Annotated in this window: 12 protein-coding genes; 10 read left to right on the top strand and 2 right to left on the bottom strand. The window is 55.2% G+C overall.

Annotated features, from left to right (window positions below):
* Positions 1-61: 61 nt before the first annotated feature.
* Entirely contained in the window at positions 62-964 is a 903-nt protein-coding gene (locus FHC48_RS02190; RefSeq protein ID WP_404997225.1) for a LysR family transcriptional regulator, read from the top strand.
* Positions 965-1,010: 46 nt separating this feature from the next.
* Here FHC48_RS02190 and rne read toward each other — a convergent pair whose 3' ends face one another.
* A complete protein-coding gene (rne, locus tag FHC48_RS02185; protein ID WP_059365186.1) occupies positions 1,011-4,130 on the bottom strand; it encodes a ribonuclease E in 3,120 nt (1,039 codons plus the stop codon).
* A gap of 572 nt (positions 4,131-4,702) precedes the next feature.
* Between rne and rluC the strand changes: the two genes are divergently transcribed.
* Positions 4,703-5,650 (top strand): 23S rRNA pseudouridine(955/2504/2580) synthase RluC, encoded by a 948-nt coding sequence (rluC, locus tag FHC48_RS02180; protein WP_021240761.1) that lies wholly within the window; start codon positions 4,703-4,705, stop codon positions 5,648-5,650.
* A gap of 76 nt (positions 5,651-5,726) precedes the next feature.
* Here rluC and FHC48_RS02175 read toward each other — a convergent pair whose 3' ends face one another.
* Complete coding sequence (locus FHC48_RS02175) at positions 5,727-6,311, bottom strand: nucleoside triphosphate pyrophosphatase (protein WP_032622831.1); 585 nt, start codon at positions 6,309-6,311, stop codon at positions 5,727-5,729.
* Positions 6,312-6,451: 140 nt separating this feature from the next.
* On the opposite strand from FHC48_RS02175, the gene yceD reads away from it, so the two are divergent.
* The 8 genes from yceD (at position 6,452) to fabF (ending at position 12,654) form a co-directional block, all read left to right on the top strand.
* Positions 6,452-6,973 (top strand): 23S rRNA accumulation protein YceD, encoded by a 522-nt coding sequence (yceD, locus tag FHC48_RS02170; protein ID WP_021240759.1) that lies wholly within the window; start codon positions 6,452-6,454, stop codon positions 6,971-6,973.
* Between the two features lie 16 nt (positions 6,974-6,989).
* Entirely contained in the window at positions 6,990-7,163 is a 174-nt protein-coding gene (gene rpmF, locus FHC48_RS02165; protein WP_003857964.1) for a 50S ribosomal protein L32, read from the top strand.
* A gap of 80 nt (positions 7,164-7,243) precedes the next feature.
* Positions 7,244-8,278: a phosphate acyltransferase PlsX gene (gene plsX / locus FHC48_RS02160; protein WP_021240758.1), complete on the top strand. Its 1,035-nt coding sequence runs from the start codon at positions 7,244-7,246 to the stop codon at positions 8,276-8,278.
* Between the two features lie 6 nt (positions 8,279-8,284).
* Positions 8,285-9,238 (top strand): beta-ketoacyl-ACP synthase III, encoded by a 954-nt coding sequence (locus tag FHC48_RS02155; RefSeq protein ID WP_008500797.1) that lies wholly within the window; start codon positions 8,285-8,287, stop codon positions 9,236-9,238.
* A gap of 15 nt (positions 9,239-9,253) precedes the next feature.
* Positions 9,254-10,183 carry an ACP S-malonyltransferase gene (fabD, locus tag FHC48_RS02150; RefSeq protein WP_008500796.1) on the top strand — a complete coding sequence of 310 codons (930 nt, stop codon included), beginning with the start codon at positions 9,254-9,256 and terminating at the stop codon, positions 10,181-10,183.
* 12 nt (positions 10,184-10,195) lie between these two features.
* Positions 10,196-10,930 carry a 3-oxoacyl-ACP reductase FabG gene (gene fabG / locus FHC48_RS02145; protein WP_008500795.1) on the top strand — a complete coding sequence of 245 codons (735 nt, stop codon included), beginning with the start codon at positions 10,196-10,198 and terminating at the stop codon, positions 10,928-10,930.
* A 154-nt stretch (positions 10,931-11,084) separates the two neighbouring features.
* Positions 11,085-11,321 (top strand): acyl carrier protein, encoded by a 237-nt coding sequence (gene acpP, locus FHC48_RS02140; protein WP_003857954.1) that lies wholly within the window; start codon positions 11,085-11,087, stop codon positions 11,319-11,321.
* A gap of 91 nt (positions 11,322-11,412) precedes the next feature.
* A complete protein-coding gene (fabF, locus tag FHC48_RS02135) occupies positions 11,413-12,654 on the top strand; it encodes a beta-ketoacyl-ACP synthase II (protein ID WP_008500794.1) in 1,242 nt (413 codons plus the stop codon).
* The last annotated feature ends 116 nt before the right edge of the window (positions 12,655-12,770 follow it).

The raw sequence follows: 12,770 nt of genomic DNA, 5'->3' as shown, positions 1-12,770 counted from the left end.
CGTTGAACGTATAAATGAAAATGCGATGAAAAGAGTTGAGCGTATAGACAGGGTAGAGCTAATGCGGACGTTTGTCCGCATTGTCGAGGCGGGTTCGCTCTCAGCGGCGGCGCGACAGCTGGCAACAACCCAGGCCACGGTAAGCCGACGGTTGCAGTCGCTTGAAACCATGCTGGGCGTGCGCCTGTTGTTGCGCACCACCCACACGACGCGGCTAACGGATGACGGCGAGCGCTGCTATCAGCACGCCCGTCGGGTGATTGACAGCTGGCTGGCGCTGGAGGATGAGGTAGGGCAGACGGAAGATGAGCCTGTAGGCGTGCTGCGGGTGCGGGCGCCGCACGCGTTTGGTCAGGATCAGCTTCTGAAACCCGTAACCGAATTTTTGCAACGCTATCCGCAGCTTTCGATTGAGTGGATGCTCAACGATCGGTCGGCGGATTTCCTCGGCGACAACCTTGACTGTGCTATTCGGGTGGGCGTGGAGGTCGATCCGGCAACCGTAACCGTACTGCTGGCGGAGGTGCCGCGCTCGGTGGTGGCTTCTCCGGCACTGCTGGCCCGCTTCCCGGCGGTGAATACGCCGGAGGATTTGCAGCAGTTTCCCTGGATAGCCATCAGCTCTTTCTACCAGCGCCACGTGGAGCTTTTTCACGATGCCTCGTCCGCCACCGCGCGGATTGCTATTACGCCACGGCTCAGCACCGACAGCCTGTATGTCGCACGCAATACGGCACTTACCGGCCTTGGCGTGGCCGTGGTATCCAGCTGGACGGTACAGGACGATATTCGGGAAGGGCGACTGGTGCATTTGCTGCCCGAGTGGCAGCCCGCGGCGCTACCGGTACATCTGGTTTATCCCTGGTCCCGTTATTATCCGGCACGCCTGCGGCGATTTCTGGAGTTGATGCGGCAGGTCATGCCGGAGGTGACCGGGATGAGAAAGCCTGTTCAGCAGCCATAAAAAAGCCGACCCAAGGGTCGGCTTTTTACTTTAGTGTCGTTTGTCGTTATTCGACAGACTGTGGACGCGTTGCCGGTGCAGTCGCCTGATGCGTTGCACTATGACCACCGGCTGCGCCTTTACCTTCGAAGCTGAAGGCCGGGCGAACCCAGTCGCTGTGACGCGGCGCTTCAGGCACGTAATCCGGCGCCGGGGCGCGGGTCATTGGTGCTGTCGCTACGTGGGCAGCGGCTGGCGCAGAAACAACCGGCTCAGGCTTCACTTCTGGCGCTTTTGGCTCTTCAACAAGCGGTTCAACCTGAATCTCAACGTCCTGAACGACCTCTTCAGCGGTGGTTTCGTCGAGAGTTTCAGCGGCTTCTTCTACCGCGGCTACAGGTTCAGCCTCTTCAGCAATTTCCTCAGCCACCACGACATCTTCTTCAGCAATAAGCTGCGGTGCGGCATCAACCGGCGCGGCAATCACTTCCGGATGCGTGGTTTCGACGTCCGCGGCCTGAGGTGCTTCAGTTTCAACAACCTGAGGTTCAACCACGGTTGCCGTTTCAGTCACGACCTCTTCTACCGCTGCTACAGGTGCAATGACCTCTTCCGTTACCGGCTGTTCTTCAACAACCTGCTCCGGGCGAGCAACAGGGTAGCGGATCCAGACTTTGCCGGAAGCCATTTCTGGTGAAGCACAGGCAACGGTCAGCGGCATTGGAGACTGAGTCGGGTACCGCTCGTCACGATAGCGACGACGGCGCTGACCGCTGACGCGCAGATGACGTGGGGAACGACGTGAACGGCGCGGCATACCGGCGTTATCACGGTTTTCACCGTTTTCATCCTGCTCAATATTGTTATCAACGACCGCTGGCAGGTCAACTTTTGCCAGCTGCGTACCGGTTGCGCTCTCGCGAGTTTCAACCGCAACGTTTGCTGTCTCTTCGGTTGCTTCAGAGGCGAAGCGGACTTTCTGAGCAAGCTGGCGCTGCTTACGGCGCGGCATGACCTGAGTACGTTCTTCCTGCTCGCCGTCCTGCTGCTCAACAGGCTCTTCGCGGTTCAGGTTTTTTACTTCCTGCTGTGCCTGACGCTTCTCGTCGTTACGACGACGGTTGCGTTCACGGCGCGGCTGCTGGTCGTCACGCTGTTTGCTCTTCTCAGACTCATCGCCCGCCTGCTGGCGAATTTCACGATCTTCAACATTCTGCTGCTGTTTCTCGCGACGGTTGCGACGGTTGTCTTCGCGTTGCTCACGGCCTTCGTTATTGTCAGAGCGGTTGTCACGGTTGTCACGACGCTCGTTGCGCTCATTACGATCGCTACGGTCATTACGGTCGCGGCGGTTGTTCTGACGCTTACGGCGGTCCTGCTGACGTTCAGGCTTGGCCGCTTTTGGCTCTTCTTTCGGCTGCTCTGGCTGAACTTCCTCACCGGCAAACATCTTCTTCAGCGCGCCGAAGAAGCGGCTCAGCAGACCCGGCTGCGCAGGCTGGGCTTTCGCGGCCGTCGCTTCTGGTTTCTGCGCCGCAGGTTTGGCCGCTGGTTTTTCCAGGGCGGCTTCCGGTGGGGCTTCTGGCATGATGAAGGTCGCTAACGCAGGCTGCTCTGGCAGCTTACGCTCTGCTGGCTCGTCATCAGATGGCAGGGCCATCTCTTCTTCGTGCAGCTTAGGCAGCAGGTAGCTGAGCGTTGACGTCTCTTCGCCTTTACGGACACGCAGCACGTGGTAGTGCGGGGTTTCCATCTGATCGTTTGGCACGATGATGCAGCGAACACCACCCTGACGTGCTTCAATGGCACTGACCGCAGCACGTTTTTCGTTCAACAGGTAGGACGCAATTGGCACAGGCACAATCGCGTGAACCTCTTTGGTATTCTCTTTCAGCGCTTCTTCTTCAATCAGACGCAGGATAGAGAGGGACAGCGATTCGTTATCACGCACTGTACCGGTGCCGGAGCAGCGTGGGCAGACGTGATGGCTGGACTCACCCAGCGATGGGCTCAGACGCTGACGGGACATCTCCAGCAGGCCAAAGCGTGAGATATGGCTAATCTGAATACGCGCACGATCCTGACGCACCGCTTCGCGCAGACGGTTTTCTACCGCACGCTGGTGACGAACAGGGGTCATGTCGATGAAGTCGATAACAATCAGACCACCCAGGTCGCGCAGGCGGAGCTGGCGGGCGATTTCATCAGCGGCTTCAAGGTTGGTGTTGAAAGCGGTCTCTTCGATGTCGCCGCCGCGGGTTGCACGCGCGGAGTTGATGTCGATAGCGGTCAGCGCTTCAGTGGTATCGATAACGATAGAACCGCCGGATGGCAGACGCACTTCACGCTGGAAGGCGGACTCAATCTGGGATTCGATCTGATAGTGGCTGAACAGCGGGATTTCACCGGTATACAGCTTAATTTTGCTGGTGAAATCCGGACGGCCCAGCGCGGCGATGTGCTGGCGCGCCAGCTCAAGCACTTTCGGGTTATCGATCAGAATCTCACCGATGTCCTGACGCAGGTAGTCACGGAAGGCACGCACGATCACATTGCTTTCCTGGTGGATCAGGAACGGAGCAGGGCGGCTTTCCGCTGCTTTCTGGATGGCTTCCCAGTGTTTCAAACGGAAGCTGAGGTCCCACTGCAGCGCTTCGGCGGATTTCCCGACGCCTGCGGTACGCACGATAAGCCCCATGCCGTCAGGCAGTTCAAGGCTTGCCAGCGCTTCTTTCAGCTCGGTACGGTCATCACCTTCGATACGGCGAGAGATACCACCCGCACGCGGGTTGTTTGGCATCAGCACCAGATAGCTCCCCGCCAGGCTGATAAAGGTTGTCAGTGCGGCACCTTTGTTGCCACGCTCTTCTTTATCAATCTGAACGATAACTTCCTGACCTTCACGCAGAACATCTTTGATGTTTGGGCGGCCATGGGCGTTGTAGTTTGCAGGGAAATATTCGCGGGCGATTTCTTTCAGAGGGAGGAAACCATGACGCTCAGCACCGTAATCGACAAATGCAGCTTCAAGGCTTGGTTCAATGCGGGTGATTTTGCCTTTGTAAATGTTCGCTTTTTTCTGTTCGTGTCCAGGACTTTCGATATCCAGATCGTACAGGCGCTGCCCATCCACAAGGGCGACACGCAACTCTTCTTGCTGAGTTGCGTTGATTAACATTCTTTTCATCGTAACTTACTCGTTATTCTTACATTGACGACAAAGCTGCGGGCAAGGTGACGCTTTCCGGGGTATGAACCGATGGCCTCGTGTCTGTTCACGTCGCCAACCTCACGGTTGTCGCTCGCTTAAGAGGCGCAGAGTGTCGGTTGCCTGTGTTTCATACGGAAACACAGCGCAATTATCAGGGGAATTGCCTGGGTAGAACTCTCCAGAGAACAATCCTTATACCGGGAAGTACTGCAACCCGCAGCCCGCTAACTGCCTGAAAGATCAATACGTCTTACGCCATTGCTGCGTGGATGATCGGTCAGACAAAATTGGTCATTCCGTCGACATCCTTACAAAACCCGGATTTAACGCGGAAAACGACCTCATTATTCCACTGCTCGCCGGGTTATAGCAAGATGACTTTTACCAATTATCACCCGGTTACTCACAGTTTCTTCACCTCAAGGTGGTGATTGGTTTAATAACCACCAAATCGATTGCGTGAAACGGGGCGCAGGCCGGATAAAAGTAAATATAAGCATAGAAAAATGAGTGGCGCTAATGGCTGACGATATTTAGAATCGCCAACCATGAAAACAGAGACTCCAGCCGTAAAAATGGTTGCCATCGCCGAAGATGAAGCGGGGCAACGTATCGATAACTTCTTGCGCACCCAGTTGAAAGGGGTGCCAAAGAGCATGATTTACCGCATCCTGCGTAAGGGCGAAGTGCGGGTGAACAAAAAACGCGTGAAGCCCGAGTACAAACTCGAGGCGGGCGATGAAGTGCGCATTCCGCCGGTGCGCGTGGCAGAGCGTGAAGAAGAGACCGTTTCACCGAAGCTACAGAAAGTGGCGGCCCTGAGCGATGTCATCCTTTACGAAGATGACCACATTCTGGTGCTGAATAAACCGTCAGGAACGGCAGTCCATGGCGGTAGCGGCCTGAGCTTCGGTGTGATTGAAGGGCTCCGCGCCCTGCGCCCGGAAGCGCGTTTCCTTGAGCTGGTGCACCGTCTTGACCGTGACACCTCTGGCGTGCTGCTGGTAGCGAAAAAACGTTCTGCGCTGCGTTCCCTGCATGAACAGCTGCGTGAAAAAGGGATGCAGAAAGACTACCTGGCGCTGGTGCGCGGCCAGTGGCAGTCCCATGTAAAAGTGGTGCAGGCGCCGCTGCTGAAGAACATTCTGCAAAGCGGCGAGCGTATTGTCCGCGTCAGCCAGGAAGGGAAACCGTCTGAGACGCGCTTTAAGGTTGAAGAGCGCTATGAGTTTGCCACGCTGGTGCGCTGCAGTCCGGTGACCGGTCGTACCCACCAGATCCGCGTACATACGCAGTTTGCAGGGCACCCCATCGCGTTTGATGACCGCTATGGCGACCGCGAGTTTGATAAGCAGCTGGCGGGAACGGGGCTATCGCGTCTGTTCCTGCATGCGGCAGCGCTGAAGTTTACCCACCCAAATACCGGTGAAGTCATCCGTATTGAAGCGCCGCTGGATGAGCAGTTGAAACGCTGCCTGAAGGTTCTGCGCGGCTGATTTTGCCGGGTGGCGCTGCGCTTGCACGGGCCTACGGTTTTGTAGGCCGGGTAAGCGCAGCGCCACCCGGCGAAGGTCACATCGTCAGCGGATTACACTCTTCTCGCCGTAACATCTGACACAAGGCAATCAGCGGTAACCCCACCAGGGTGTTCGGATCCCGACCGTCCAGCTTGTCGAACAGCGCAATCCCCAGCCCCTCACTTTTAAAGCTCCCCGCGCAGTTCAGCGGACGCTCACGACGCACATAATCCATAATCTCTTGCTCGCTGAGATGGCGGAAGTGTACGTCGAACGGCTCGCACTCGGTTTGCAGATGGCCAGACGCGGCGTTATAGAGGGCGAGGCCCGTATAGAAGGTCACGATAGTACCGCGCGCGCGCAGAAGCTGCTGGCAGGCATTTTCCTCTGTATGCGGCTTGCCGGTGATTTCGCCGTCCAGCACGCAAACCTGATCGGAGCCTATAATCAAATGCGAAGGATAGCGTGCGGCCAGCGACTGCGCCTTCTCCTTAGCAAGACGCGTCACCAGATGGCGCGGTGACTCGCCCGGCTGTGGCGTCTCATCCACGTCTGGAGCAGCGCATTCAAACGGGATCCCAAGCTTTTCCAGCAGCATTCGGCGGTAGGGAGACGTGGAAGCAAGGACGAGATTTGGCATATTTTTATCACCAGATATAGCGTATCGATGCCAGCCATTTTAAACTACAGGCCGCAATGTGTGCGAATAATTGGCAAAAGGCAGCTCTGGTTGCCTTTTTCTTTGACTCTATGACGTTACAAAGTTAATATGCGCGCCCTATGCAAAAGGTAAAATTACCCCTGACTCTTGATCCGGTTCGTACGGCTCAAAAACGCCTCGATTACGAAGGTATCTATACTTCCGATCAGGCTGAGCGTATTGCCGAATCCGTAGTCAGTGTGGACAGTGATGTAGAATGCTCCATGTCGTTCGCTATCGACAACCAGCGCCTCGCCGTGTTAACCGGTGATGCAAAGGTGACGGTAACGCTCGAGTGTCAGCGTTGCGGGAAACCGTTTGTACAGCATGTTCACACAACGTATTGTTTCAGTCCGGTTCGTTCTGACGAACAGGCTGAAGCACTCCCGGAAGCGTATGAGCCGATTGAGGTTAACGAATTCGGTGAAATCGATCTTCTGGCTCTGGTTGAAGATGAAATCATCCTCTCCTTGCCAGTCGTTCCGGTGCATGATTCTGAACACTGTGAAGTGTCCGAGGCGGACATGGTCTTTGGGGAACTGCCTGATGAAGCGCAAAAACCAAACCCATTTGCCGTATTAGCCAGCTTAAAGCGTAAGTAATTGAGGAGTAAGGTCCATGGCCGTACAACAGAATAAACCAACCCGTTCCAAACGTGGCATGCGTCGTTCCCATGACGCGCTGACTGCAGTTACCAGCCTGTCTGTAGACAAGACTTCTGGTGAGAAACACCTGCGTCACCACATCACCGCTGACGGTTTCTACCGCGGCCGCAAGGTTATCACTAAGTAATCACGCGTCAGCGTGATTAGGCTTAGTGAGGAGCTCCCCGTGCAAACGGGGAACTTACCGAACCAGGCTGCGACGATACCTTGACACGTCTAACCCTGGCGTTAGATGTCATGGGGGGAGATTTTGGCCCTTCCGTGACAGTGCCTGCAGCATTGCAGGCACTGAATTCTAATTCGCAACTCACTCTTCTTTTAGTCGGCAATCCCGACGCAATCACGCCATTACTTGCAAAAGCTGACTTTGAACAACGTTCACGTCTGCAGATTATTCCTGCGCAGTCAGTTATTGCCAGTGATGCCCGACCCTCGCAGGCGATTCGCAATAGCCGCGGCAGCTCGATGCGGATAGCGCTGGAGCTGGTGAAAGAAGGACGAGCCCAGGCTTGCGTCAGCGCGGGTAATACCGGCGCGCTGATGGGACTGGCGAAATTGTTGCTCAAACCGATTGACGGTATTGAGCGCCCGGCGCTGGTGACGGTGTTGCCGCATCAGCAGAAGGGCAAGACGGTGGTGCTAGATTTGGGCGCGAATGTCGATTGTGATAGTACAATGCTGGCTCAGTTTGCCGTAATGGGATCGGTGCTGGCAGAAGAAGTGGTCGGGATCAATACTCCCCGTGTTGCGTTACTGAACATTGGTGAAGAAGAGACCAAAGGCCTGGACAGCATTCGCGAAGCAGCTGAATTGCTCAAACAGGTTCCCTCCATCAACTATATTGGTTATCTCGAAGCCAATGAGTTGTTGACGGGTAAAACGGATGTTCTGGTCTGCGATGGCTTCACCGGAAACGTAACGTTGAAGACCATGGAAGGGGTCGTGCGGATGTTTCTTTCTCTGCTGAAATCACAGGGAGAGGGCAAAAAAAGCGCCTGGTGGCTGATTTTATTGAAGCGTTGGTTACAAAAGAGCCTGACGCGGCGATTCAGTCACCTCAACCCCGACCAGTATAATGGCGCCTGTCTGTTAGGATTGCGCGGCATCGTGATTAAGAGTCATGGCGCCGCCAATCAGCGAGCATTTTCTGTCGCCATTGAACAGGCAGTGCAGGCGGTGCAGCGACAAGTCCCTCAGCGGATTGCCGCTCGCCTGGAATCTGTATTAGCTAAAAGTGACTGAGCGTACATGTATACGAAGATTTTAGGTACCGGCAGCTACCTGCCAAAACAAGTGCGTACCAACGCCGATCTGGAAAAAATGGTAGATACGTCTGACGAGTGGATTGTCACGCGCACAGGTATCCGTGAACGTCGTATCGCCGCGCCAGACGAAACCGTGTCCACCATGGGTTACGAAGCCGCACAGCGTGCTATCGAGATGGCGGGCATTGATAAAGAACAGATCGGTTTGATCGTGGTGGCCACGACGTCTGCTACACATGCTTTCCCAAGCGCGGCATGCCAGGTGCAGAATATGCTCGGCATTAAAGGTTGCCCGGCGTTTGACGTTGCCGCTGCGTGCGCAGGTTTTACCTATGCGCTGAGCGTTGCCGATCAGTACGTGAAGTCCGGAGCCGTCAAATATGCGCTGGTGATCGGTGCTGACGTGCTGGCGCGTACCTGCGATCCAACCGATCGCGGAACGATCATTATTTTTGGTGATGGTGCGGGCGCGGTGCTGCTGGGGCAGTCCGAAGAGCCGGGTATCATCTCTACGCATCTGCATGCTGATGGCAGCTACGGTGAGCTTTTGACCCTGCCTAACGCCGATCGCGTTAATCCGGACAACTCGATTTACCTGACCATGGCAGGGAACGAGGTGTTCAAGGTGGCGGTGACTGAGCTTGCGCACATTGTTGATGAAACGCTGGAAGCGAATAACCTTGAGCGCTCCGCGCTCGACTGGCTGGTGCCGCATCAGGCGAACCTGCGTATCATCAGCGCGACCGCGAAAAAGCTGGGCATGTCGATGGATAACGTTGTGGTGACGCTGGATCGTCACGGCAACACCTCTGCGGCGTCAGTACCGTGCGCATTTGATGAAGCGGTACGCGACGGGCGAATCAAACGGGGCCAGCTGGTCTTGCTTGAAGCCTTCGGTGGCGGGTTCACCTGGGGTTCCGCGCTGGTTCGTTTCTAGGATAAGGAATAAAAAATGACGCAATTTGCTTTTGTGTTCCCGGGGCAGGGCTCTCAAACCGTTGGGATGTTGTCTGAAATGGCAGCACACTATCCGGTCATTGAAGAGACTTTCCGTGAAGCTTCTGATGCACTGGGTTATGATTTATGGGCGCTGACCCAGCAGGGCCCGGCCGAAGAACTGAACAAAACCTGGCAGACACAGCCAGCGCTGCTGACAGCGTCCGTTGCGCTGTGGCGTGTCTGGCAGCAGCAGGGCGGTAAAGCGCCAGCGCTGCTCGCGGGCCATAGTCTGGGTGAATACTCAGCGCTGGTCTGTGCCGGTGTGATCGCGTTTGCTGACGCCGTACGTCTGGTGGAACTGCGCGGTAAATTCATGCAGGAAGCGGTGCCAGAAGGCACAGGTGGCATGTCTGCTATCATCGGTCTGGATGATGCTGCGATTGCAAAAGCGTGTGAAGAATCTGCTGAAGGGCAGGTGGTTTCACCGGTTAACTTCAACTCGCCGGGCCAGGTGGTTATCGCTGGTCATAAAGAAGCGGTTGAGCGTGCCGGTGCTGCCTGTAAAGCTGCTGGCGCGAAACGCGCGCTGCCGCTGCCGGTCAGCGTGCCGTCCCACTGTGCGTTAATGAAGCCAGCCGCCGAGAAACTGGCGGTTGAGCTGGAAAAAATTACGTTTAACGCACCGACGATTGCCGTTGTGAACAACGTCGATGTGAAATGCGAAACCGCGCCGGAAGCTATCCGCGACGCACTGGTTCGCCAGCTCTACAGCCCGGTACAGTGGACCAAAACCGTTGAGTTTATGGCCGCTCAGGGCGTTGAGCATCTATATGAAGTCGGCCCAGGGAAAGTCCTCACCGGTCTGACGAAACGTATTGTTGACACCCTGACAGCCTCGGCGATTAACGAGCCGGAAGCGATGTCAGCGGCACTCTCGCAATAAAAGAGGAATACCATGAGTTTTGAAGGAAAAATCGCCCTGGTGACTGGCGCAAGCCGCGGTATCGGGCGTGCAATTGCTGAAACACTGGTTGCGCGCGGCGCGAAGGTGATTGGTACAGCAACCAGCGAGAATGGCGCGCAGGCCATCAGCGAGTATCTGGGTGCGAACGGTAAAGGTCTGGTACTGAATGTGACCGAACCAGCATCTATCGAATCTGTTCTGGAAAATATTCGCGCAGAGTTTGGTGAAGTGGATATTCTGGTCAATAATGCCGGGATCACTCGCGACAACCTTCTGATGCGAATGAAAGATGACGAGTGGAACGATATTATCGAAACCAACCTGTCATCTGTATTCCGTCTGTCAAAAGCGGTAATGCGCGCTATGATGAAAAAGCGTCATGGTCGTATTATCACTGTTGGTTCTGTGGTTGGTACCATGGGAAATGCTGGTCAGGCTAACTACGCTGCGGCGAAAGCAGGTCTGATCGGTTTCAGTAAATCGCTGGCGCGTGAAGTCGCGTCCCGCGGGATTACTGTAAACGTTGTTGCTCCGGGCTTTATTGAAACGGACATGACGCGTGCGCTGACCGATGAGCAGCGTGCGGGTACACTGGCGGCAGTTCCGGCGGGTCGTCTTGGCGACCCTAAAGAAATCGCCAGTGCGGTTGCATTTTTAGCCTCTGACGAAGCGGGTTACATCACTGGTGAGACCCTCCACGTCAACGGCGGGATGTACATGGTTTAATCACGATCGAAAATATTTGCGTTATTAGGGCAAATGGCCTCAAAATAACGTAAAATCGTGGTAAGACCTGCCGGGATTTAGTTGCAAATTTTTCAACATTTTATACACTACGAAAACCATCGCGAAAGCGAGTTTTGATAGGAAATTTAAGAGTATGAGCACTATCGAAGAACGCGTTAAGAAAATTATCGGCGAACAGCTGGGCGTTAAGCAGGAAGAAGTTGTGAACTCCGCTTCCTTCGTTGAAGACCTGGGCGCAGATTCTCTTGACACCGTTGAGCTGGTAATGGCTCTGGAAGAAGAGTTTGATACTGAGATTCCGGACGAAGAAGCTGAGAAAATCACCACCGTTCAGGCTGCCATTGATTACATCAACGGCCACCAGGCGTAAGTGAACATCTCCAGGCGGTCATTCGACCGCCTGAGTTTTATCTTTTTTAGTCCCACGAATCTCTTTTTTTATCCCTCCCTGGAGGACAAACGTGTCTAAGCGTCGTGTAGTTGTGACCGGACTTGGCATGTTGTCTCCTGTCGGCAATACCGTAGAGTCCACCTGGAAAGCTCTCCTTGCCGGTCAGAGCGGCATCAGCCTAATCGACCATTTCGATACTAGCGCCTATGCAACGAAATTTGCTGGCTTAGTAAAGGATTTTAACTGTGAAGAGATCATCTCGCGCAAAGAACAGCGCAAGATGGATGCCTTCATTCAATATGGAATTGTCGCTGGCGTTCAGGCCATGCAGGATTCTGGCCTTGAGATTACGGAAGAGAACGCAACCCGTATCGGCGCTGCTATCGGCTCCGGGATTGGCGGTCTTGGCCTGATCGAGGAAAACCATACATCGCTGATGAATGGCGGACCGCGTAAGATCAGCCCGTTCTTCGTTCCGTCCACGATTGTTAACATGGTGGCAGGTCACCTGACCATTATGTTCGGCCTGCGTGGGCCAAGCATTTCTATCGCTACCGCGTGTACGTCTGGCGTGCATAACATCGGCCAGGCCGCGCGTATCATTGCGTACGGCGATGCAGATGCTATGGTTGCGGGCGGTGCTGAAAAAGCCAGTACCCCATTGGGTGTCGGTGGCTTTGGTGCAGCGCGTGCGCTTTCTACCCGTAACGATAATCCTCAGGCGGCGAGCCGTCCGTGGGATAAAGACCGCGATGGTTTCGTGTTGGGTGACGGGGCAGGTATGCTCGTGCTGGAAGAGTACGAACATGCGAAAAAACGCGGTGCGAAAATTTATGCTGAAGTCGTTGGCTTTGGTATGAGCAGCGATGCTTATCACATGACCTCTCCTCCGGAGAACGGTGCGGGTGCTGCGCTGGCGATGGAAAACGCGATCCGTGATGCGGGTATTACCCCAGCGCAGATTGGCTACGTTAACGCTCACGGTACCTCTACGCCAGCAGGCGACAAAGCTGAAGCGCAGGCTGTGAAGTCTATCTTCGGCGAGTCTGCCAGCCGCGTACTGGTTAGCTCCACGAAATCTATGACCGGTCACCTGCTGGGTGCTGCGGGTGCAGTAGAGTCCATCTACTCTATCCTTGCGCTGCGCGATCAGGCTGTTCCGCCAACCATCAACCTGGATAACCCGGATGAAGGTTGCGATCTGGACTTCGTTCCTCATGAAGCGCGCCAGGTTAGCGGTATGGAGTACACCCTGTGTAACTCCTTCGGCTTTGGCGGCACGAATGGTTCTCTGATCTTCAAAAAGGTCTGAGCCTGACGGCCCGAAAGCTATAAAAAAAGGTCCGCTTGCCGGGCCTTTTTTATTAAGCCTAATCTTCTTGTCGGTTGCATGGCATCCTGCCAGACTAAACGCCCACGCATAAGGAG

Origin of the sequence: Enterobacter sp. EC_50 (assembly GCF_019584525.1) — a bacterium.
GTDB lineage: Bacteria > Pseudomonadota > Gammaproteobacteria > Enterobacterales > Enterobacteriaceae > Enterobacter > Enterobacter roggenkampii.
The sequence above is the reverse complement of the archived record's forward strand: the minus strand, read 5'-3'. Positions and strand labels throughout refer to the sequence as shown.

Coding starts and splice junctions, on each gene's coding strand:
- yceD (WP_021240759.1), top strand. CDS start 6,452: ATGCAAAAGGTAAAATTACCCCTGACTCTTGATCCGGTTCGTACGGCT.
- rluC (WP_021240761.1), top strand. CDS start 4,703: ATGAAAACAGAGACTCCAGCCGTAAAAATGGTTGCCATCGCCGAAGAT.
- rpmF (WP_003857964.1), top strand. CDS start 6,990: ATGGCCGTACAACAGAATAAACCAACCCGTTCCAAACGTGGCATGCGT.
- fabG (WP_008500795.1), top strand. CDS start 10,196: ATGAGTTTTGAAGGAAAAATCGCCCTGGTGACTGGCGCAAGCCGCGGT.
- acpP (WP_003857954.1), top strand. CDS start 11,085: ATGAGCACTATCGAAGAACGCGTTAAGAAAATTATCGGCGAACAGCTG.
- rne (WP_059365186.1), bottom strand. CDS start 4,130: ATGAAAAGAATGTTAATCAACGCAACTCAGCAAGAAGAGTTGCGTGTC.
- FHC48_RS02190 (WP_404997225.1), top strand. CDS start 62: ATGCGGACGTTTGTCCGCATTGTCGAGGCGGGTTCGCTCTCAGCGGCG.
- FHC48_RS02175 (WP_032622831.1), bottom strand. CDS start 6,311: ATGCCAAATCTCGTCCTTGCTTCCACGTCTCCCTACCGCCGAATGCTG.
- FHC48_RS02155 (WP_008500797.1), top strand. CDS start 8,285: ATGTATACGAAGATTTTAGGTACCGGCAGCTACCTGCCAAAACAAGTG.
- fabD (WP_008500796.1), top strand. CDS start 9,254: ATGACGCAATTTGCTTTTGTGTTCCCGGGGCAGGGCTCTCAAACCGTT.